The following is a 24227-nucleotide window of genomic DNA, read 5'->3' on the forward strand; positions in this document are numbered from 1 at the left end:
CTCAAACATCACCCACCCCCCTGTGGGAGCGGGCTTGCCCGCCAATATGGTGTGTCATTCAACAATGATGTTGGCTGAACCACCGCTTTCGCGAGCAAGCCCGCTCCCACATTCGACTTGCAGCGCCTCTAACTCCTCGGTTACCTCCATCCTGATAGTTATTCTCATTCGCTAATTTTTCCCGCCTGCATTCGTTTTATAGGGACGACGCGCCTTTGTGCTTCCTGCCTACTGATCCGGATGCTGAGAAATGAATGCTGAAGACTCCTTGAAACTTGCTCGCCGGTTTATCGGGTTGCCCCTGGAAAAGCGCCAGCTGTTCCTTGCGGCCTTGCACAAGGAGGGCGTGGATTTCGCCCGGTTTCCGATTCCTGCCGGAGTAGAGGCCGAGGATCGCCAGGCGCTGTCGTGCGCCCAGCAACGCATGTGGTTTCTCTGGCGGCTGGACCCGCAAAGCGGCGCCTACAACTTGCCGGGTGCGGTGCGCCTGAGCGGTCGTCTGAACCTGGCGGCGCTGGAACAGGCATTCGCCAGCCTGGTGGCGCGCCATGAAACCTTGCGCACGCTGTTCGCCCCCCAGGCCGACGATAGCCTGCTGCAAGTGCCAGCCACGGCGCCGCTGGTGATCGCCCAGGACGACTTCAGCGCCTTGCCAGCCAGCGAGCGCGAGAAGGCCGTGGCCGAGGCCGCCGCGCAGCAATCGGTGCTGCCATTCGACCTGGGCACTGGCCCGCTGCTGCGCGTCACAGTGCTCAAGCTGGCCGAACAGGAACACGTCCTGCTGCTGACCCTGCACCACATCGTGTCCGACGGCTGGTCGATGAACGTGCTGATCGACGAGTTCGTCCGCTGCTATGACGCCTTCGATGTCGGCAAACAACCACAACTGGCACCCTTGCCGATCCAGTACAGCGACTACGCCCTGTGGCAACGCCGCTGGCTGGAGGCTGGCGAGCAGGCGCGCCAACTCGACTATTGGCAAGCGCAGCTGGGCGACGAGCATCCGGTGCTGGAACTGCCCCTCGATCACCCGCGCCCGGCGATGCCGAGCTATCGCGGCACCCGCTACGAATTCGCCGTCGACGGGCAACTGGCCGAACAACTGCGGGCCACCGCGCAGAAGCACAACATCACTTTGTTCATGCTGCTGCTTGGCGCCTTTAACGTGCTGCTGCACCGCTACACCGGGCAGACCGACCTGCGAGTCGGCGTGCCGATCGCCAACCGCAACCGCGCCGAAATCGAAGGGCTGATCGGTTTCTTCGTCAACACCCAGGTGCTGCGCACGCAACTGGACGGGCAAACCCGGGTCGACGAACTGCTGCGGCGCATCAAGGAAACCGCGCTGGGCGCCCAGGCTCACCAGGACCTGCCATTCGAGCGCCTGGTCGAAGCGCTGAAACTGGAACGCAGCCTCAGCCACACGCCGCTGTTCCAGGTGATGTACAACCATCAGCCGCAGGTCGCGGATATCTCCACGGTGACCACGGCGTCCGGCCTGGCACTGGGCATGATCGAGTGGCAAGGGCGTACCACGCAGTTCGACCTGACCCTCGACACCTACGAGAAAGGCGGCAAGCTGCACGCCGCGCTGACCTACGCCAACGACCTGTTCGACGCCGCGACCATTGCGCGCATGGCGCAACACTGGACGCGCTTGCTGCAAGGCATGGTCAGCGATTCGCAACAGTGCATCAGTGATTTGCCTCTGCTGGAGCAGGCCGAATACCAGCGCATCGTCCACGACTGGAACCGCGCTGATGAAAGCTTTGCGCAGGATCTGTGCATTCATCAGCTGATCAGCCAGCAAGTGGCTGCAAGTCCTGATGAATTGGCCGTGACCTTTGCGGACAAGCAACTGACCTACAACCAACTCGACCAGCAAGCCAATCGCCTGGCCCACAAGCTGATCGAACTCGGCATCGGCCCGGAAGTGCGGGTCGGCGTGGCCATGCAGCGTTCCGAGCAACTGCTGGTCGCCTTGCTCGCGGTGCTCAAGGCTGGTGGCGCCTACGTGCCGCTGGATCCGGATTATCCGGCCGAGCGGGTCGCCTACATGCTCGAAGACAGCCGCGCGCGGGTGCTGGTCACGCAGCGGGCCGTCGCCGAATCGTTGAGCGTGAGCGCAGACACTCAAGTCCTGCTGATGGACGAGATCCAGTCGCTAGCCGCCTACCCGCAAAGCGCCCCGGTCACCCGCGTCACCCCGGACAACCTGGCCTACGTGATCTACACCTCCGGCTCCACCGGAAAACCCAAGGGCGTGGCGATTGCCCATCGCAACGTCCTGGCGCTGATCGACTGGTCCGGATCGGTGTACTGCCGCGACGACATCCAGGGCGTGCTGGCCTCGACGTCGGTGTGTTTCGACCTGTCGGTCTGGGAGCTGTTCGTCACCCTGGCCAACGGTGGGTCGCTGATCATCGCCCGCAACGCCCTGGAATTGCCGCACCTGCCGGCCCGGGATCACGTGCGCCTGATCAACACCGTGCCGTCGGCGATCAACGCGCTGCAACGCGACGGGCAGATCCCGCCGAGCGTGCGCATCATCAACCTGGCCGGTGAGCCGTTGAAGCAGAGCCTGGTGGAGGCGCTGTATCAACAGCCGACCGTCGAGCATGTCTACGATCTGTACGGCCCGTCGGAAGACACCACCTATTCCACCTGGACCCGTCGCGAAGCCGGTGGCTGCGCCAGCATCGGCCGCCCGCTCAAGCACACCGCCAGTTATCTGCTCGACGCCGACCTGCAACCGGTGCCCCAGGGCGTGTCCGCCGAGCTGTACCTGAGTGGCGCGGGCATCACCCGTGGTTACCTCGCACGGCCGGGCCTGACCGCAGAAAAGTATGTCCCCAACCCGTTTTCCAGCACCGGCGAACGCCTGTACCGCACCGGCGACCTGACCCGCTATCAGGCCGAGGGCACCCTGCAATACGTCGGCCGTGTCGACCATCAGGTCAAGGTCCGTGGCTTCCGTATCGAGCTGGGGGAAATCGAAGCGCGGCTGTTGCAGCAGGAGGCGGTGCGCGAACTCGCGGTGCTGGCCCAGGACGGCGCCAGCGGTCAGCACCTGGTGGCCTACATCGTGCCCAACGATTCGGCAGTGCTCGGCGACAGCGATGGGCAAGCGACCCTGCGTGAATCCCTGAAAGCCGCACTGCGCCAGCACCTGCCGGACTACATGGTCCCGGCGTTCCTGCTGTTCCTCGGGCAACTGCCGTTGACCCCCAACGGCAAGCTCGACCGCAAGGCGTTGCCAGCGGTGGACGGCAGCCAGCAGCAACGCGAACACGTCGCGCCACGCAGTGCCCTGGAAAAGCTCCTCGCCGCGATCTGGCAGGACGTGTTGGCCATCGACAACGTCGGCCTGGAAGACAATTTCTTCGAACTGGGCGGCGACTCCATCGTCTCGATGCAAGTGGTCAGCCGCGCGCGCCAGGCCGGCATCCTGCTCAGCCCCAAGGATCTATTCCAGCACCAGACCATCCGCAGCCTCGCCCAAGCGGCACGCACTGGTGAGCAATCGCAGGTCGATCAAGGCCCGGCGGGTGGCGCCGTGGCGCTGGCGCCGGTGCAACAATGGTTCTTCGAACAAGACATCCCCGAGCGCCAGCATTGGAACCAGTCGCTGTTGCTGATTGCGCGCGAGCCGTTGAACGTCGAGGTGCTGGATCGCGCCCTGGAACAATTGCTCACCCAACACGACAGCCTGCGCCTGCGTTATGCACAGGTAGAAAGCGGGTGGCAGCAAACCTACTCAGCCCCGACCGCGGAGTCAGTGCTGTGGCAACGTCAGGCGCAATCGGTCGAGCAGCTCAACGCCCTGTGCGACGAAGCCCAGCGCAGTCTCGACCTGCAAAATGGCCCCTTGCTGCGCGCGCTGTGGGTGGCGATGGCTGATGGCTCTGAACGTTTGCTGCTGGTGATCCACCACCTGGCGGTGGACGGCGTGTCCTGGCGCGTGCTGCTCGAAGACCTGCAGCACTTCTACAACGGCGGTGCCGCACCGGCGAAAACCAGCAGCTATCAGCGCTGGGTCGCGCGCTTGCAGGATCATCTGCCAGCCTTCGAACACAGCCGCGGCCACTGGCACGCCCAACTGCAACACGCACCAAAAGACCTGCCCTGCGAGCGCCCGGACGGCGCCCTGGAAAACCGCTTCGAGCACAAACTCGAACTCAAGTTCGACACCGAGCAAACCCGCAAGCTGCTGCAACAGGCCCCGGCGGCTTACCGCACCCAGGTCAACGACCTGCTGCTGACCACGCTGGCCCGCACCGTTTGCCGCTGGAGCGGGCAGGGCAGCACGCTGATCCAGCTCGAAGGCCATGGCCGCGAAGACCTGTTCGACGACGTCGACCTGACCCGCAGCGTCGGCTGGTTCACCAGCCTGTTCCCGGTCAACCTGACACCCGCCTTTGAGCTCGGCGCATCGATCAAATCCATCAAGGAGCAATTGCGCAACGTCTCGGACAAAGGCCTGGGCTACGGCGCTCTGCGCTACCTCGGTACGCCTGAAGTACGCGCCGAACTGGCGGCACTGGCGCAACCGCGTATCACCTTCAATTACCTGGGGCAGTTCGACCGGCAGTTCGATGAAGGCGCGTTGTTCACCCCGTCCACCGAAGGCAACGGCATCGCCCAGGACCCGACGGCACCCCTGGGCAACTGGCTGGTGGTCGAAGGCCGGGTCTATGGCGGTGAGCTGTCCCTGAGCTGGGGCTTCAGCCGCGAGATGTTCGACACCGCGACCATCCAGCGGCTGGCTGACGATTACGCGCTGCAGCTCAACGCCTTGATCGAGCACTGCTGCACGCTGCCGGCACCGCAGGCCACACCTTCGGACTTCCCGTTGGCGCGGATCGATCAGGCGCAGCTCGATGCATTGCCGATGAATGTCGCGGCCCTCGAAGACCTCTACCCGCTGTCGCCGATGCAGCAGGGCATGCTCTTTCACACCCTGTACGAGCCGCAGGTCGGCGCCTACATCAGCCAGCTGCGCCTGGACATCGGCGGCCTGGACAGCGAGCGCTTCGCTCGCTCCTGGCAGGCGGCGCTCGAGCGTCACGACATCCTGCGCAGCAGCTTCCACTGGCAAGGCCTGGACGTTGCACATCAGGCGATAACCCGTCAGGTGACGTTGCCGCTGCAAGTGCTGGAAGCAACCGATACCGACGCCCTGGCCGATGCCGAACGTGCGCAAGGTTTCGAGCTGGGCACGGCACCGCTGTTTCGCTTGAAACTGGTGCGTATCGGCACGGACGCCTGGCACCTGATCTACACCAGCCACCATATCCTGATGGACGGCTGGAGCAACGCGCAGTTGCTCGCCGAAGTCATCCAGCGCTACGCCGCCGGGCAATCGCTGCCGGCGCCAATGGGGCAGTACCGCGATTACCTGGGCTGGTTGCAGCAGCAATCGACCGTCGCTGGCGAGCAGTTCTGGAAGGCTGCCCTGGCACCACTTGAAGCACCGACGCTGCTGGCCGAAGCCTTGCGTCCACCGGTCGGCGGCGAGGGCAGCGGGGAGCATCGCGTAGCCCTCGACAGCTGTGCGACCCAGCGCCTGGCCGAGTTCGCCCGGCAGCAGAAAGTCACCCTCAACACCGTGCTGCAAGCGGCGTGGAGCCTGTTGCTGCAGCGCTACACCGGCCAGGATTGCGTGGTGTTCGGCGCCACAGTGGCCGGGCGTTCGGCACCGTTGCCGGGCATCGAAGAGCAACTCGGGCTGTTCATCAACACGCTGCCGCTGGTGTGCGCGATGGCACCGGAGCAGAGCGTCAGCCAGTGGCTCGGCGAGTTGCAAGGCCTGAACCTAGCCATGCGCGAGTTCGAGCATGTGCCGCTGTACGACATTCAGGGCTGGGCGGGGCAGCAGGGCTCGGCGCTGTTCGACAGTTTGCTGGTGTTCGAAAACTTCCCGGTCGCCCAAGCGCTGAAGCAGGGCGCACCGGCAGGGTTGTCGTTCGGCAATTTGCATAACCACGAACGCACCCATTATCCGCTGACCCTGGGCATCGAAATGGGCGAAGCCCTGAGCCTGGATTTCAGCTACGACGCGGCGCGTTTCAGCGCCACTCAAGTCGCCCAACTGTCGGCCAATTTGCAACACCTGCTGACGCAATTGGTGGCCTCGCCGGACGCGGCGCTGGGTGCGCTGGAACTGCTCGATGCCGACGGCAAAAGCGCGGTACTCGCCATCAGTCAACCGACGGCGGTCGAGTTATCCACAACGCTGCTGGTCCACGAACAGATCGCCCTCCAGGCCGCCGCTGCCCCTGATTCACTGGCGTTGCAGGCCGACGGCCAGACCCTCAGCTACAGCCAGCTCAATGCCCAGGCCAACCGCCTGGCTCATCGCCTGATTGACAACGGCGCCGGTCTCGGCAAGCGTGTCGGCCTGGCGTTGCGTCGCGGTCCGCAGTTGATCGTCAGCTTGCTGGCGGTGCTGAAAAGCGGCGCGGCCTATGTGCCGCTGGACCCCAAACTCCCGAGCGAGCGCCTGGCGTACATGGTTGAGGACAGCCGTCTCGACCTGCTGCTGTGCGAGACCGGTCTGCTGGAAGACCTGGCGTTGCCGGTGGGGCTGGCACGCCTGTGCTTCGATGACAGCGCCAGTTATCCACATGGCAATCCGCAGAACTGCGCGATCGCCGCAGACCTGGCCTACATCATCTACACCTCCGGCTCCACCGGCCAACCCAAAGGCGTGGCCATCGCCCACGACGCATTACGCGAGTTCTGCCAAACCGCTGCCTATTACTCGAGGTTGACGAAAGCGGACCGCGTACTGCAATTCGCCACCTTCAGCTTCGACGGTTTCGTCGAGCAGTGCTTCCCGGCGCTGTGCGTCGGCGCGGCGTTGATCATGCGCGGCGATGAGCTGTGGGACGCTGGCCGACTGGCCAGCGAAATCGTCGATCAGGGCGTAACCCTGGCCGACCTGCCCGCCGCCTACTGGTTCCTGCTGGCCGGTGAATGTGCCAGCGGTGCGGTGCGCACCCTCGGCGCCTTGCGCCAGATGCACGTCGGCGGCGAAGCGATGTCGGTGGAAGGCCTGCGCCTGTGGCACCAGGCCGGTCTTGGCCACGTGCGCCTGCTCAATACCTACGGGCCGACCGAAGCGACGGTGGTGTCCAGCGTGCATGAGTGCCGCCTGGACGATGCCAGTGATGCATTCGGCATCCCGATCGGTCGCGCCATCGCCGGTCGAGCGCTCTATGTGCTGGACGCGGCCGGACAGTTGCTGCCGGCCGATGGCGTCGGCGAGTTATGCATCGGCGCGCCGGCCTGCCTGGCGCAAAGTTATTTCGACCGTCCGGCGTTGACTGCCGAACGTTTCCTGCCGGACCCGTTTGCCCGTAAGCCGGGCGCGCGCCTGTACCGCAGCGGCGACCTGGCGCGCTACAACGCCAGGGGCGATCTGGAATACGTCGGGCGTATCGACCATCAGGTGAAAATTCGCGGTTTGCGCATCGAGATGGGCGAGATCGAGGCGTGTCTGCAAGCCCGGGAAGAAGTGCGTGAAGCCGCCGTCATTGCCCAGGACGGCACGCAATTGGTGGCCTACGTCGTGGCCAGTGCTCCGGTGGTTTCCCAGGTCGAGTACCTGCAGGGGCTCAAGACTGTCCTGCAACAGTCGCTGCCGGAATACATGGTGCCCAGCCACATGGTCCTGCTGGACAAATTGCCGCTCAACAACAACGGCAAGCTCGACCGCAAGGCCTTGCCACGTGCTGAATTCGGCGCTGCACAACGGGCCTTCGTTGCCCCGGCCGCAGGCCTGCAAATGCAACTGGCGCAGATCTGGCGGGACGTGTTGCAGGTCGAACAGGTGGGCCGCGACGACAACTTCTTCGAGCTGGGCGGCCATTCGTTGCTGGTGCTGCAAGTGATCTCGCGGGTGCGCCAGCAACTGAACCTCGAACTGTCGGTGAGCAGCCTGTTTTCCGCCACGAACCTGGCGTCGTTCGCCGAGCGCGCGGCACTTGCCGACACCAGCGCCCAGCCACAACTGCAACGTGCTGCGAATGACCAACCACGGATACTGTCCTACGCCCAACAGCGCCAGTGGATTCTCTGGCAACTGGAGCCACAGGGCAGCGCCTACAACATTCCGGCGGCCCTGCGCCTCAGGGGCGTGCTGAACCGCCAGGCCCTGCGCCAGGCCTTCCTGCAATTGCAGGCCCGTCACCAGACCCTGCGCACCACCTTCGAACAGGACGGCCAGCAGGCGCGAGCGTTGCTGCACACGGAACTGGCGTTGCAACTGAGTGAACGGCAGCTGGACGAGTCGTCGGTCGACGCCGCCGTGGCCGAAGAAATCGCCCGCCCGTTCGACCTGCGCAACGGTCCGCTGTGGCGCGCGTTGCTGTTGCAGGTCGGCGCCGAGGAGCATGTGCTGGTGCTCACCGTGCACCACATCGCTGCCGACGGCTGGTCGATGCAGGTCATGGTCGACGAGTTCAGCGCCTTGTATCAGGCGGCTGTGCAAGGGCGTGCGGCCAGCCTGGCGAGTCTGCCGGTGCACTACAGCGACTATGCCCGCTGGCAGCGCGACTGGCTGGAGGCCGGCGAGGGCGCGCGGCAACTGGCGTGGTGGCGCGAGCAGCTGGATGGCAGCCAGGCGCCACTGGAATTGCCGAGCGAACTGACGCGCCCGGCCCGGCGCAGTGAGCGCGGCGCCAGCCTGACGCTGAACGTTGATCGCCCACTGCTGGCCGGTTTGCGCGAGCGAGCGCAGCAACAGCACGTGACGCTGTTCATGCTGTTGCTGGCCAGTTTCCAGACCTTGCTGCACCGCCAGAGCGGGCAGTCGGGCATCAGCGTCGGCGTGCCGAGTGCCGGCCGTTCGCGCCTGGAAACCGAAGGCCTGATCGGCTTCTTCATCAATACCCAGGTGCTGCGTGCCGAGATCGACGGGCAGCAACCGTTCAGCACCTTGCTGCAACAGGTCAAGCAGCTCGCACTGGATGCCCAGGCGCATCAGGACGTGCCGTTCGAGCAACTGGTGGAGGCCCTGCAGCCGGATCGCAGCCTCAATCACAGCCCCTTGTTCCAGGTGCTCTACAACCACCAGCAACAAATGGGCGCGAGTGTCGAGCGCGAGGTCGCCGGCCTGCTGGTCGAGCGCCTGCACTGGCAGCAACACAGCGCGCAATTCGACCTGGTGCTCGATACCCAGGAGCAGGGCGACACACTCACCGCCAGCCTGAGCTACGCCACCGACCTGTACGACGCGGCCTCGATGCAGCGCTTCGGCGAGCAGTGGCTGAACCTGTTGCGCGCGGTGGTTGCCGATCCGCAGCAGCGCGTCGCTGAACTGCCGTTGCTGCAAGCGCCGCATTACGACGGCTTGATCCAGCACTGGAACCCGGCGTTCGAAGCGCAAGCGCCATCGCCAACCTTGCATCAGCTGTTCGAAGCCCAGGCTGCGCAACGCCCGGACGCTATCGCATTGTCCTGCGAAGGCGAACAACTCACCTATGCCGCACTCAACGCCCAGGCCAACCGCCTGGCGCGCCACCTGCGTGAGCAGGGCGTTGGTCCGGAAGTGCGGGTGGGTATCGCCACCGAGCGGGCGATGCCGCTGGTGGTCGGCTTGCTGGCGATTCTCAAGGCCGGTGGCGCCTACGTGCCGCTCGATCCGCAATACCCGGCCGAGCGCCTGAGCTACATGATCGAAGACAGCGGCATCACGTTGTTGTTGACCCAGGCTCACCTGATCGATGGCTTGCCCGCCCGGGAAGGCGTGCAGGTCCTCGACCTGGCGGCGCTGCAACTGGACGCCTGCAGCGCCGACAACCTGGCGCCGTTGGCGATACCGGACAATCTCGCCTACGTGATCTACACCTCCGGCTCCACCGGCCGGCCAAAGGGCGCCTTGCTCAGCCATGGCAACGTCGGGCGCCTGCTTACGGCCACCGCGGCCGAATTCAGTTTCGGCGCCGACGATGTCTGGACCCTGTTCCACTCCTATGCCTTCGATTTCTCGGTGTGGGAGCTGTTCGGTTCACTGTGCACCGGTGGGCGCCTGGTGATCGTGCCGTATTACATCAGCCGCGAGCCCCAGGCGTTCCACCGCCTGCTCTGCGATGAAGGGGTGACGGTGTTGAACCAAACCCCATCGGCCTTCCGCCAGTTGTTGCCGATCGCCTGCGCCAGCCCACGCCAAATGGCGTTGCGCCAGGTGATTTTCGGCGGCGAAGCCCTGGAAGTGGCCAGCCTGCGTCCCTGGTTCGAACGCTTCGGCGACCGGCAGCCGACCCTGGTGAACATGTACGGCATCACCGAAACCACGGTGCACGTGACCTACCGCGCGATCCGCCTGGCCGACCTCGACGGCAAGGCCCAGAGCCCGATCGGCCTGCCGATCCGCGACCTGCGCTGGTACCTGCTCGACAGCCAATTGCAACCGGTGCCGGTGGGCGTGGCGGGGGAGTTGTACATCGCCGGCGCCGGCCTGGCGCGCGGTTACCACGGGCGTTTCGGCCTCACCGCCGAGCGTTTTGTGCCGAGCCCGTTCGATGCGGCCCAGCGCCTGTATCGCAGCGGCGACCTGGCGCGCCAGCGCGCCGACGGCAGCATCGACTACCTGGGGCGCATCGACCAGCAAGTGAAGATCCGTGGCTTCCGCATCGAACTGGGCGAGATCGAAGCCGCGCTGCTGGCGCAACCGGGCGTGCGCCAGGCGGTGTTGAGCGTGCAGGCCACTGACGCAGGACCACAGCTGTGCGCCTATGTCGTCGCCGACCAAACCCCGCACGACCCCATCGCCTGGCGCGACCACCTGCGCGCCGCGCTCAAGGTCGACCTGCCGGACTACATGGTGCCCAGCCACTGGCTGTTGCTTGATGCCTTGCCGCTGACCAGCAACGGCAAGCTCGATCGCAAGGCCTTGCCGCTGCCGGCTGCCGAGCACTGGCAGCGAACTTTCGAGGCCCCCGAGGGCAAGCTCGAACGGCAACTGGCGGTGATCTGGGCCGAGGTGCTGGGCGTGGCGCAGATCGGCCGGCGCGACAACTTCTTTGAATTGGGCGGGCATTCGCTGCTCGCCGCCCAGGCCAGTGCCCGTGTGGAACTGGAGCTGGGCATCGAGCTGCCGCTGCGCGCGCTGTTCGAAAGCAACGACCTTCAGGCTTATGCCGCCAACGCAGGGCAACAAGCCCCGACTGACAACGATGCCCGTCTGGATGCGCTTGAGTCGCTGCTGGACGAGATGGAGATCAACTGATGGAACACAGCACCGCCTCGCGTATCGCCACCCGCTTCGCTGGCCTGCCGGCCGACAAGCGCCGCGAGTTTCTGACAAAGATGCAGGAGCAGGGCGTGAGCTTCGGCCAACTGCCGATCCCGTCCACCGCCGGGCTACAAGCGAGCTTCGAACTGTCCTATGCGCAGCAGCGCCAGTGGTTCCTCTGGCAGCTCGACCCGCAGGGCAGCGCCTACAACATTCCCGCGGCCTTGCGTTTACAGGGGCCGCTGAATGTCGCGGCGTTGCAGCAGAGTTTCGATGTCTTGCTGGAGCGGCATCAGAGCCTGCGCAGCCGATTTGTCGAGAATGACGGCCAGGTACTGCAGACCTTGGCCACGTTCACCACGCTCCCCATCGAGCAGCACGACCTGCGCGGCGAGCCCGAGGCCCAGCGCTTCGCATCAGCAATGAAAAAGGTCGAGCAGGAAATCGCCCGCCCGTTCGATCTGCAACAGGGCCCGCTTCTGCGCGTCAACCTGTTGCAGCTGGATGCCGAGGACCATGTGCTGGTGCTGACCCTGCACCACATCGTCACCGATGGTTGGTCGATGGGCGTATTGGTGGAGGAGTTTTCCCAGCTGTATGCCGCCCATTGCCTGGGCCGCAGCGCGCAGCTGCAAGCGCTGCCGATCGAGTATTCGGACTACGCTGCATGGCAGCGACGCTGGATGGAAGCCGGCGAGCTTGAGCGTCAACTCGATTGGTGGCGTGGCAAGCTCGGCAGCGAGCAGCCGCTGCTGGAATTGCCGACCGATCGCCCGCGTCCTGCACAACCGAGCCAGCGCGGTGCGCGTCTGGATTTCGCCCTGGATGCGGATTTGGCCAGCGGTTTGATGAGTCTGGCCAAACAGCGCAGCGTCACCCCGTTCATGCTGTTGCTCGCCAGTTTCCAGGCCTTGCTCTATCGCTACAGCGGCCAGGCCGACCTGCGCATCGGCGTGCCGATCGGCAACCGCAATCGCGCCGAGACCCGTGGCCTGATCGGCTTCTTCGTCAACACCCAGGTGATGCGTGCCGAACTCGACGGGCGACTGCCGTTCACCGAGTTGCTCGACCAGACCCGCGCCTTTGCCCTGGATGCACAGGATTACCAGGACTTGCCGTTCGAACGCCTGGTGCAGGCCCTGCAAGGCGAACGCAGCCTGAGCCACAGCCCGTTGTTCCAGGTGATGTTCAACCACCAACAGGCCAAGCCCGCCGCCGTCAGCGGCTTACTCGCCGGCCTGCGGGTCGAGGCGTTGAACGCCACGGCGCACACCACGCAATTCGACCTGCAACTGGACACCCAGGAACAGGGCGACCAACTGTTCGCCAGCCTGACCTACGCCACCGACCTGTTCGACGCCGAGCGCATCGAGCACCTGGCCCGGCACTGGCGCAACCTGCTGGCCGGGGTACTGGCCAACCCGCAAACGCCGCTGGCCGAATTGCCGTTGCTGGAGGCCGACGAGCGCCTGCGCATCCTCGACGACCTCAACGACACTGCTCAGGCCTATCCGGGCGAAGTCTGTGTGCAGCGGCATTTCGAAGCACGGGTGCTGGACAATCCCCAGGCGACGGCGCTGGTGTTTCAGGGCCAGTCCTTGAGCTACGCCGAGCTGAACCTGCGCGCCAACCGCCTGGCCCACCACTTGCGCGCCCAGGGTGTCGGCCCGGAAGTGATCGTCGGCATCGCCTGCGACCGTTCGCTGGAAATGGTCGTCGGCCTGCTGGCGATCCTCAAGGCCGGCGCTGCCTACGTGCCGCTGGACCCGGAATACCCCCTCGATCGCCTGAGCTACATGATCGAAGACAGCGGCATCACACTGCTGCTGACCCAGGAGCATCTGCTGGCGCAATTGCCGACCCCGGACCACGTGCGCACCCTGTGCCTGCACGGCGATGCCGATTGGTTGAGCGAGTTGCCGGGCAGCGATCTGCCCAACCTGGCCGTGGCGGAAAACCTCGCGTACATGATCTACACCTCCGGTTCCACCGGCAAACCCAAGGGCGCCGGTAACCGCCACGTGGCGCTGCACAACCGTATCGAATGGATGCAGGCCGCCTATAACTTGCAGCCCACGGACCGTGTGCTGCAGAAAACCCCGTTCAGTTTCGACGTGTCGGTGTGGGAGTTTTTCTGGCCGCTGATGAAAGGCGCCACCCTGGTGATCGCCGCGCCCGGTGAGCATCGCGATCCGCAACGCCTGGCCGCGCTGATCGTCGAGCAGGCGATCACCACGCTGCATTTCGTGCCGTCGATGCTCGCGGCGTTCATCGCTGCCGACGAAGCCCTGGCCTGCACGACCCTGACTCGCATCATCTGCAGCGGCGAAGCGCTGCCGATGGAGCTGCAACGCCAGACCCTGCGGTGCCTGCCGCAAGCCAACCTGTACAACCTGTATGGCCCGACCGAAGCGGCCATCGACGTGACCCACTGGACCTGTGTGGAAGAGGGCCGCGACAGCGTGCCGATCGGCCGACCGATCGCCAACCTGCGTACCTTTATCCTCGACAGCGAACTGCAACCCCTGCCGCTGGGCGCGGTGGGTGAGTTGTACCTCGGTGGCGTCGGCCTGGCCCGCGGTTATCACCGTCGTGGCGCACTGACCGCCGAACGTTTTGTGGTCGACCCGTTCGGCAGCGGCGAGCGCTTGTACCGCACCGGTGACCTGGCGCGCTACCGCGCCGATGGTGCCATCGACTACTGCGGGCGGATCGACCACCAGGTGAAGATTCGCGGCCTGCGCATCGAACTGGGTGAGATCGAAGCGCGCCTGCAAGAACATGTCGACGTGCAGGAAGCCGTGGTGCTGGCCCTCGACGGCCCGAGTGGCAAACAACTGGTGGCCTACATCGTGCCCCAGGATCGCGGGTTGCTTGACGCTGATGCGGCCCGGCAAGGTGCCTGGCGCGAAACCCTGAAAAGCCATTTGCTCGGCAGCCTGCCGGACTACATGGTGCCGGCGCAGACCGTGCTGATCGAGCAGATGCCCCTGAGCCCCAACGGCAAACTCGAGCGCAAGCGCCTGCCGGCACCGACCACGCAGGTCAGCCAGCGCGCGTTCGAAGCGCCGTGCAGCGAACACGAGCGCGTGCTCGCGCAGATCTGGCAGGACGTGCTGGGGGTGGAGCAGGTCGGGCGTCAGGACAATTTCTTCGAACTGGGCGGTGACTCGATCATTTCCATCCAGGTGGTCAGCCGCGCCCGCCGTGCCGGCCTGAGCCTGCAGCCGCGCGACCTGTTCCAGCAGCAGACATTGCAAGCGCTGGCGGCGGTGGTGAAAGAACAGACCGCCCCCATGGCGCATCAAGGACCGGTGGACGGCGGGCAAATCCTCACGCCGATCCAGCGCTGGTTCTTCGAAGAACCGATCCCCCAGCGCGCCCACTGGAACCAGGCGATATTGCTGTCGCCGCGGGAAACCCTCGAACTGTCGCGCCTGCAAGGTGCCCTGCAACGTGTGCTCAAGCAGCACGATGCCCTGCGCTTGCGTTTCAGCCAGGTCGACGGCCAATGGTCGGCGCGCTATGTCGGCGCCGACAGTGCCGATGTCATCGACATGCTCTGGACCGCCCGCGTCGCCAGCGATGCGTCGCTCGAGTCGGTGTGCGATGAAGCCCAGCGCAGCCTCAGCCTGCCAGACGGGCCGCTGTTGCGCGTGGCGCTGATCGCCCAGGCCGATGGTTCCCAGCGCTTATTGTTGGTGATCCACCATTTGGCGGTGGACGGTGTTTCCTGGCGCGTGCTGCTGGAAGATTTGCAGGCTGCGTATCAAGGTGAAGAGCTGCCGCCGAAGACCAGCGCCTTCCAGGCCTGGGCGGAGAAACTCGATAGCTACGCACGCTCCAAAACCGCCACCGACGAACTCACCTGGTGGCAAGCGCAACTGGCCGGGGCCAGCGATTCGTTGCCAGCGGCCAACACGCAAGCAAGCCAGGCCGGGCATCTGCGCCAGGGCGTGAGTATTGGCCTGGACCGCGTGCAAACCGCCCAACTGCTGCAACAGGCCCCGGCGATCTACCGCACCCAGGTCAACGACCTGCTGCTCACCGCACTGGCCCGCACCCTCAGTCGCTGGACCGGCTACGAGTCAGCGCTGATCCAGCTCGAAGGCCATGGCCGCGAAGAGCTGTTCGACGACATCGACCTGACTCGCACCGTCGGCTGGTTCTCCAGCCTGTTCCCGGTGCGCCTGACGCCGACGGCCGACCTCGGTGGTTCGATCAAGGCGATCAAGCAGCAACTGCGCGAGATTCCCGGCAAAGGCCTGGGCTACGGTCTGTTGCGCTACATGAGCGATTCGGTGACGCAATCGACTCTGGCCGCATTACCCCAGGCGCGAGTGACTTTCAATTACCTCGGCCAGTTCGACCAGAGCTTTGCCGAGGACGCGCTGTTCACCCCGGCTGGCGAATCCAGCGGTGCTGCGCAATCGGCCGATGCGCCGTTGCCCAACTGGCTGTCGGTGGACGGTCAGGTGTATGGCGGCGAACTCAAACTCGACTGGACCTTCAGCCGCGAATGCTTCGACCTGCGCGACATCGAAGCCCTGGCGAACGATTTCCGTGCTGAACTGCTGGCCCTGATCGAGCATTGCCTGAGCCCTGGCGCGGGCGGCGTGACCCCGGCGGATTTCCCGTTGGCCCGACTGACCCAGGCGCAACTCGATGGCCTGCCAGTGCCGCCGGCGCAGATCGAAGACGTGTATCCGTTGTCGCCGATGCAGGCGGGTTTGTTATTCCACAGCCTGTACGAGTCGGATTGCGGCGCCTACGTGAACCAGCTCAGCGTCGAGGCTCGCGGTCTCGATGGCGAACGCCTGGGTTGTGCCTGGCAAGCGGTGCTCGACAGCCACGCGATCCTGCGCAGCAGCTTCCATTTCCCCGAAGGTTTCGAGGCGCCGGTGCAACTGGTGCATCGTCATCTGCAATTGCCACTGACCTGCCTCGACTGGCGCGGCCGCGATGATCAGGCCGAGGCGCTGGTGCAACTGATCGACAGCGAGCGCCTGCAACTGGATTCGACCCGGGCGCCGCTGATGCGCCTGACCCTGGTGCGCCTGGACGACGAGCGTCAGCAACTGATCTACACCCACCATCACCTGTTGCTCGATGGCTGGAGCAACTCGCTGCTGTTGAGCGAAGTGCTGCAGCGTTATGCGGGGCAAGCGGTCCAGGCGCCGACCGGGCGATTCGCCGACTACATCGGCTGGTTGCAACGCCAGGATGCGCAAACGGACGAACTGTTCTGGCGCGGGCAGTTGGCGAGCCTCGACAATCCGACGCTGTTGGCCCAGAGCCTCGCTAATGTCGACAGCAAGGCGGACGCAGGCTTTGCCGACCACCGCCAGACCTTCGACGTCGCCATCAGCCAGCGCTTCAGCGACTTTGCCCGTCAGCAGAAAGTGACCCTCAACACCCTGGTGCAAGGGGCCTGGGCGCTGCTGTTGCAACGCTACAGCGGCCAATGCAGCGTGGCGTTCGGCGCCACCGTGGCCGGTCGCCCGGTGGATCTGCCGGGGGCGGAAAGCCAGCTCGGCCTGTTCATCAACACCTTGCCAGTGATCAGCAGCCCGGACGCCCTCGAAAGCGTCGAGCAATGGCTGATGCGCTTGCAGACGCAAAACCTGGAACTGCGCGAGCACGAGTTCACCGCCCTGGGCGACATTCAGCGTTGGGCCGGGCGTGCCGGCGAGCCGCTGTTCGACAGCCTGCTGGTGTTCGAAAACTTCCCGGTGGCTGAAGCCTTGCAGCAAGGCGCACCGGCCGGGTTGAGCTTCTCGATCCCGCAGAACCACGAGCGCACCAACTTCCCGCTGACCCTGGCGGCCACCGCCGAAAATCAGCTGAGCCTGAACTGGAGCTACCAGTGCAGTCATTTCAGCCATGCGGCGATTGTGCGCATGAGTGAGCACCTGGCGGCATTGCTGGCGGCCATGGTGGCGGCGCCGCAGGCGGCCTTGAGTGAGCTGGACATGCTCACCGCGCCAGAACGCACCCAGCAATTGCTGACGTGGAACCCGCCGTTCACCGCGCAGGAAAACCCGCTGTGCGTGCATCAACTGATCGAGGCCCAGGCCGTTATCCGGCCAGACGCCACGGCGTTGATCTTCAACGACCTGGAATTGACTTTCGACCAGCTCAACCGCCGCGCCAACCGCCTGGCCCACCACTTGCGCGGGCGCGGTATCGGCCCGGAAGCGCGGGTCGGCCTGGCCATGCAACGTTCGCCAGAGATGATCATCGGCCTGCTGGCGATCCTCAAGGCCGGCGGCGCCTACGTGCCGCTGGACCCGGCCTACCCGGCGGAGCGCCTGCGTTACCTGATGGACGACAGCGGCATTTCCCTGCTGATCAGCCAGTCCTGGCTGCGGGAAAAACTGCCATTGCCCGAAGACCTGGCGGTGCTGGACATCGACCGCGAGCCGCTGGAATTCATGGCGGACAGCAACCCGGTCAACCTGACCTGCGGCGAAAACCTCGCCTACCTGATCTACACCTCGGGCTCCACCGGCCGGCCGAAAGGCGTCAGCGTGGCCCACGGTCCGTTGGCCATGCATTGCCTGTCGATTGGCGAGCTGTACGGCATGACCCCGGACGACCGCGAACTGCAATTCGCCTCGATCAGCTTCGACGGCGCCCACGAGCGCTGGCTGACGCCGCTGGTGTTCGGTTCGGCGGTGATGCCCCGCGACGACGAGTTGTGGAGCGTGGAGCGCACCTGTGCCGAAATCGAAAAGCACGGCATCACCATCGCCTGTTTCACCCCGAGTTACCTGGCGCAGATCGCCGATTACATGGGCGAAGCCGGGCGCAATCTGCCGATCCGTTCCTACACCCCGTGCGGTGAGGGGATGGCCAAGCATGCCTTCGACGAGGTGCAGCAAGTCCTGCAACCCAAGCGCCTGATCAACGGCTATGGCCCGACCGAAACGGTGATCACGCCGCTGATCTGGCTGGCTTATCCGGATACCGAATTCGACTCGGCGTTCATGCCGATCGGCCGCCCGGTGGGTAACCGCAGCGCCTACATCCTCGACGGCGGCCTGCAGCCGTTGCCGGTCGGCGTGGCGGGTGAGTTGTACCTGGGCGGCGAGGGCGTTGCCCGGGGTTATCACCAGCGTCCGGACCTCACCGCCGAGCGTTTCGTGCCGGACCCGTTCGTGCCGGGGGCGCGCCTGTACCGCAGTGGCGACCTGGCACGCTTCCGTGCCGACGGAGTGGTCGAATACCTCGGCCGTATCGACCAGCAAGTGAAGATTCGCGGCTTCCGCATCGAACTCGGCGAAATCGAAGCCTGCCTGATGGAACACGAAGGTGTGCGTGAAGCCTTCGTCATCGACCGCGAAGGCCCGGTGAGCCGTCAACTGGTCGGCTACGTGGTGCCGCGCGATCCGCTGGCCGACGAGCAGGGCCTGCATGAGGCACTGACCGCGCACCTGCGCAGCCGTCTGCCGGCGCACATGTTGCCGGCGCACCTGGTGTGCCTGGCGGCATTGCCGCTGACGCCGAACGGCAAGCTCGACCGACAGGGCCTGCCGGCACCCGAGGCCACTCGGCAGCATCAGGATCAGGTGGCCGCCGCGTCGCCGGCCGAAGCCCTGCTGGTGGAGATCTGGCAGGAGCTGCTGGGCCTGGAATCGGTGGGCGTGACTGAAAACTTCTTCGAACTGGGTGGTGACTCGATCATCTCGCTGCAGGCGGTGAGCCGTGCCGGGCAACGTGGGCTGGTGTTCAGTCCCAAGCAGTTGTTCGAGCAGCAGACCATTCGTGCACTGGCCGCGGTGGCGAGCTCTCGTGAAGCCGCGTTGGTCGAAGCACCGGCCGTCGAGGCATTTGCGCTGGTGCCACAGATCGAAGTGGCCGCCCGTGAGGGGCTGCAAGACTTGTATCCGCTGTCGCCGATGCAGCAGGGCATGCTGTTCCATTGCCTCGAATCGCCGCAGCTCAACCCCTACGTCAACCAGTTGAGCGTGGCGGTGGACGGTTTGCAGGTGCCGAGATTCCGTGCGGCCTGGCAAACGCTGATCGAGCGCCATGAAGTGCTGCGCGCCGCGTTCCGCTGGCGCGACGGCCTGGCCGATCCGCTGCAGGCGGTGTTCGCCAGTGTCGAGTTGCCGATCGAAGAACTCGACTGGCGTGAGCGCAGCGACACCGAACAGGCGCTGAGTGAACTGGCGGCCGCCGAACAGGCCAAGGGTTTCGACCTGAGCTGCCCGCCGCTGATGCGCTTTGTGCTGGTGCGCCTGGGCGAAGACCGCTACCAGATGATCTGGATCTACCATCACCTGCTGTTGGACGGCTGGAGTGCTTCGCGCTTGCTGGGCGAGATGCTGCGCCTGTACCACCACGACAGCCTGCCGGCGCTGACCGGGCGTTACGCCGACTACATCGCCTGGCTGCAACACCAGGACGAGGCACAGGCGGAAGGCTTCTGGCGTGAGCGCCTGGCGTCCCTCGAAGCGCCGACCATCCTGGCCACGGCATCGGGTGCCACAGGCTCCGGCCATGGCGTGATGTACAGCGACCTCGACGCCCAGGCGACGCGCAAGTTGCACAGCTTCGCCAAGCGTCAGCGCGTCACCCTCAACACTCTGGTTCAAGGCGCGTGGCTGTTGCTGCTGCAACGTCATACTGGCCAACGCAGCGTGGCCTTCGGTGCCACGGTGGCGGGGCGGCCGACGGGGCTGGCCGGTGCCCAGGACATGCTCGGCCTGTTCATCAACACCTTGCCGGTGATCCAGACCCTCGACCCGCAACAGCCACTGGGCGAGTGGCTGCGCGACCTGCAGGATTACAACCTGGCGGTGCGCGACTACGAACACACCCCTTTGTCCGACGTCCAGCGCTGGGCCGGGCAGGGTGGCCAGGGGCTGTTCGACAGCATCATCGTGTTCGAAAACCATCCGGTGGACCGTGCGTTGCGTGGTGGTGAGGAAGGCGAGCTGCGCTTTGCCGAAGTCGGCAGCGGCGGCGTCACCAACTTCCCGATGGACCTGATGGTCAGCGCCAACGACGAAGGCCTGGAAGTCGAATACCTCTACCTGCGCGATCGCTTCAGTGAACAGGAGGTGCAGCGGATTCGCGCGCAGATGGAAGGTTTGCTGCGGGCATTACCGGAGGATGCTGACTGCCTGCTCGGCAATATCGGCCTTGCGGACGCGCGTTTAAGCCTGCCGCAAGCCTGCAACGACGACGGCGATCTGCTGCTTAGCTTCCATCAGCATGTGCGCAGCCAGCCGCAGAAAGTCGCCTTGTTCTGCGAGGATCGCGAACTCAGTTATGCCGATCTTGAAGCCCAGGCGAATGCGCTGGCGCAGCAATTGATCGGTCGTGGCGTGGGTCCGGAAAGCATGGTCGCGGTGGCCTTGCCTCGCTCGGAACGCACCATCGTCGCGTTCCTCGCCGTGCTCAAGGCTGGGGCGGCGTATCTGCCGCTGGACCTGTCCTACCCGGCCGAGCGCCTGGCCTACATGCTCAGCGATTCGGCCGCCAACCTGTTGCTGTGCGACAGCGACCTGGGTGATCGCTTGACCCTGGCTGACAGCCCGCCACGTCTGTTGCTCGATCAACTGAGCGTTGCCGGCAGCACCGAGTGCCCGGTTATCAATCCGTTACCGGGACATCTGGCGTACCTCATCTACACCTCCGGCTCCACCGGCCTTCCCAAGGGCGTGGCGGTGGAACGTGGACCGATTGCCCGGCATTGCCGCGGCATCATCGACCTCTACGAACTGGCGCCCCGCAGCCGCGAACTGCACTTCATGTCGTTCGCCTTCGACGGTGCCCAGGAACGCTGGCTGAGTGTGCTGTTGGCCGGTGGCAGCCTGGTGATCCGCGAAGACAACCTGTGGACCCCGGAACACACCCTGGAAATGCTGCATCGCCACGGCGTCACTGTCGCCTGCTTCCCGCCGGCGTACCTGCAACAGATGGCCGAAGTGGCCGAGCGCCTGGGCAATCCGCCGGCGGTTGAGGTGTATTGCTTTGGCGGCGATGCGGTGCCGGATGCCAGCTTCGAACAGGTCAAGCGCACCTTGCGCCCGCAGCGCCTGGTCAACGGTTACGGCCCGACCGAAACCGTGGTCACGCCGTTGCTGTGGCGTGCCGAAGCCAGCGAAACCTGCGAGGCGGCCTATGCGCCGATTGGTCGTGGCGTGGCGGGCCGTGGCTTGTACATCCTCGACGCTGACCTCAACCCGTTGCCGGTGGGTGTCAGCGGCGAGTTGTACCTGGGCGGTGAATGCCTGGCGCGGGGTTATCACCAGCGGCCGGGCTTGAGCGCCGAGCGCTTCATTGCCGATCCGTTCAAAGCCGGTGGGCGCATGTACCGCACCGGAGACCTGGTGCGCCAGCGCGAGTGCGGCTTGATCGACTATCTCGGCCGGCTCGACCAGCAAGTGAAGATCCGCGGTTTCCGTATCGAGTTGGGCGAAATCGAAGCCCGTCTGCGTGACTGCGCTGGAGTGCAGGATGCCGCCGTAGTGGTGCACGTCACGCCGACCGGCAAACAGCTGGTCGGTTATGTGGTGGCCGCGGCCGCTACCGGGCTGGATCGACGCTTGAAGGCCGATCTGCAAGCGCAGTTGCCGGACTACATGGTGCCGGCGCGGATCCTGGTGCTGGAGCGCTTCCCGCTGTCGGCCAACGGCAAGCTCGACCGTCGCGCACTGCCAGTGCCTGAATGGGCGCTGGGCGGTTACCGCGCACCGCGCAATGCGCTGGAACGCGCATTGGCGACGATCTGGCAAGAGGTGTTGGGCGTGCCGCAAGTGGGCATCGACGACAACTTCTTTGAACTCGGTGGCGACTCCTTGCAAGTGCTCAAAGTCATCTCGCGGGTGCGCAGCCAGCCGCAGCTGGGCTTCGAACTGAAACTGCGCGACCTGATGCAGAAACCCTGCATCGCCGAACTCAGCGGGTATCAGGTCGCGGAACCGGCGCCAGTGCCGGACCCGCTGCTGGCCTTGAATGGCCGAGTCAACAAGGTGCCGGCGCTGTTCTGCCTGCACGCCGGTTTCGGCACGGTGTTCGACTACGAGCCACTGGCCCGTCGCCTCGAAGGCCGGCGCACGGTGTACGGCCTGCAATGTCGCATGCTCCTCGACCCGCAGTGGCAGGACCTATCGCTAGCGGCCATGGCCCAGGCCTATGCTCAGCGAATCCGCACGCAACAGCCGCAAGGGCCGTACTACCTGCTTGGCTGGTCGTTGGGTGGCGCGTTGACGCAACTGGTTGCCCATGAACTGGAATCCCAAGGGCAGACGGTGGCGTTCGCCGGGCTGGTCGACAGTTATGTGGCGGGTACGGCGCAAGCGGGGGACTGGCGCGAAGATCTGGCGGACTTCCTGAAGTTTGTCCTCGGTCAACCGTCTGTAGAAGCACAGGCCTTGATTGCCTCGAAAACCACAGGCCTGAACGAACGCGAAGGCGCCGCCGTGGTGATCGAAGCAGCCATGCACGGCGCCAATGGCCACGCGGCATTGGGCGCCAGTGAACTGACGCAGATCTTCGCCACCGGTTCGTCGCTCAAACAGCTCGCGCTGTTGCAGCGGCAACTGCCGAAAATTCATGTCGCGGCCCATCGCTGGTGGGTGGCCGGGCGCGAGGATGAACGCCGGGTGTTCGAAGCCCAGGTCGGCCATCACGGCACCGATCGTTTATTGGCGGGCGGTCACTACGAGCTGTTGCGCAGCGACGAATTACTAGACGCCCTCGAACACCTATTGGAGCGCACCCCAACCACCGCCTGACAACACGATCCACTGTAGGAGCTGGCTTGCCAGCGAAGGTCGTTAACGATGACGCTTTTTGATTGGTAAAAAGCGGCGCTCTCGAGTCCTTCGCTGGCAAGCCAGCTCCTACAGGGGGCCGGGTTGATTACATCTACCTCATTGTGCAAAGGATTCGCCCCCATGGCCCTACTCCCAGAACTTGAAGCTTTCCTCGAACTCGCCGAGTTCGGCCGCCTGACCGGCAAAAGTCGCCCCATGCACGAACAGACCCCGCAACAGGCGCGCATCGACTTCGAAGCCTCCTCTGGCTTTCTCGATACGCCGCTGGACAACATCGCCTGCGACAACTTCACCATCCCCGCCCGCGACGGCCACAGCCTTGCCGCACGCCTGTATCGCGACAGCCAACCCGCCGACGGCTTGCAACCGGTGATGCTCTACTTCCACGGCGGCGGCTACGTGGTCGGCAGCCTCGACTCCCACGACGCCCTGTGCCGGCGCCTGGCGGCCCAGGGTGGTTTCGCCGTGCTGACCGTGGATTATCGCCTGGCGCCAGAATGGCGTTTCCCGACCCCTGTACAGGACGCCTGCGATGCCGGCAACTGGCTGGTGCACGAAGGCGCGACCCGTGGCCTGGATGCCACGCGAGTGGCATTGGCCGGTGACAGCGTCGGCGCCACTCTGGCCACGGTGTTGTCGATCATCGCCGTTCGCGAGCCAGAGGAACTGGCGTTGAAACCCAAGGCGCAGCTGCTGGTGTACCCAGTGACCGACGCCACCACCCACCGCGCCTCGCACCGGGATTTTGCCGAAGGTTACCTGCTGGAAACCCCGACCCTCGACTGGTTCTACGCCCACTACGCGAGCGCCCCCCAGGACCTGGCCGACTGGCGCTGCTCGCCGCTGCTGGCCGAGGATCTGTCGGGCTTGGCCCCGGCACTGGTGTACCTGGCCGGCTTTGACCCGTTGCGCGATGAAGGGGGGGCGTATGCCGAGCGTTTGCGGGCGGCGGGGAATGAGGTGACGTTGTTGGAGCAGCCGGGCATGACCCATGACTTTTTGCGGATGGCGGGGTTGCTGGGGGAGGTGGAGGGGATTCACGTGGAAGTGGCGGGGTGGGTGCGGTCGTGGTTGTGAGCTGTCGGTTTCCCACAGATTGCCCTGGTGATCATGCTGGGGGAACTGGCGGTGAATCGGGCGTTGGATCGGATTGCTCCGGTTGAATAGAAGATCAAATGATCGCCCATGAAAAATGC

At 65.0% G+C, this 24227-nt stretch carries 3 protein-coding genes; all 3 read left to right on the forward strand.

Features of this window, described 5'->3' with window-relative positions:
- Positions 1-250: 250 nt before the first annotated feature.
- The 3 genes from BKX96_RS30175 to BKX96_RS30185 all read left to right on the forward strand — a co-directional run bounded on the left by BKX96_RS30175 (position 251) and on the right by BKX96_RS30185 (position 24108).
- Positions 251-11233 carry a non-ribosomal peptide synthetase gene (locus BKX96_RS30175; protein ID WP_077186248.1) on the forward strand — a complete coding sequence of 3661 codons (10983 nt, stop codon included), beginning with the start codon at positions 251-253 and terminating at the stop codon, positions 11231-11233.
- Positions 11233-22989 carry a non-ribosomal peptide synthase/polyketide synthase gene (locus tag BKX96_RS30180; RefSeq protein WP_077186249.1) on the forward strand — a complete coding sequence of 3919 codons (11757 nt, stop codon included), beginning with the start codon at positions 11233-11235 and terminating at the stop codon, positions 22987-22989. The genes BKX96_RS30175 and BKX96_RS30180 overlap by 1 nt, the downstream gene beginning before the upstream one ends.
- Positions 22990-23151: 162 nt before the next feature.
- A complete protein-coding gene (locus tag BKX96_RS30185; protein WP_077186250.1) occupies positions 23152-24108 on the forward strand; it encodes an alpha/beta hydrolase in 957 nt (318 codons plus the stop codon).
- Positions 24109-24227: the final 119 nt, after the last annotated feature.

Source organism: Pseudomonas putida (genome assembly GCF_001976065.1).
GTDB classification, from domain to species: Bacteria; Pseudomonadota; Gammaproteobacteria; order Pseudomonadales; family Pseudomonadaceae; genus Aquipseudomonas; species Aquipseudomonas serbica.